The organism is Cognatundibacterium luofuense (genome assembly GCF_018139685.1).
Lineage (GTDB): Bacteria > Pseudomonadota > Gammaproteobacteria > Burkholderiales > Burkholderiaceae_D > Undibacterium > Undibacterium luofuense.
Window position 1 is genome coordinate 1 of sequence record NZ_JAGSPN010000228.1, and the last position, 395, is coordinate 395.

Genomic DNA, 395 nt, shown 5'->3' on the forward strand with positions numbered 1-395 from the left:
TGAATCTGTGGAGCGATAACCGCAATCACTTGCTGGATGACTTTATCCGCGATATTTACATGGGGGTGATTGCGATTGTGATCGGCGTTGAGCCGCGTCAGTACGTGATGCTGGTGATGGCATCGCAAATGCTGCAAAGCCTGCAGCATGCGAATGTGCGTATCCATTTCGGAAAAATCGGCGAGTACCTGCTGGTATCGCCACGCTTTCACCGCTTGCACCATGCGATCGGTATCGGTCATGAAAGCGAAGGCAAAGGCACGCTGGGCGGGCATAATTTCGCGGTCTTGTTCCCGGTTTGGGACGTGCTGTTTGGTACCGCCTTATTCCAGAAAGAATTTGTGCAGACTGGCATCCGGGATCAGTTACCTGCGCCGGAAGGCAGTGCCAGAAAC

General features: G+C 53.4%; 1 protein-coding gene. It reads left to right on the forward strand.

Going from position 1 to position 395, the window contains the following annotated elements; all coding sequences use genetic code 11:
- A partial coding sequence (locus tag KDM89_RS20155) for a sterol desaturase family protein (protein WP_212689653.1) occupies nucleotides 1-395 on the forward strand: 395 nt, incomplete at both ends.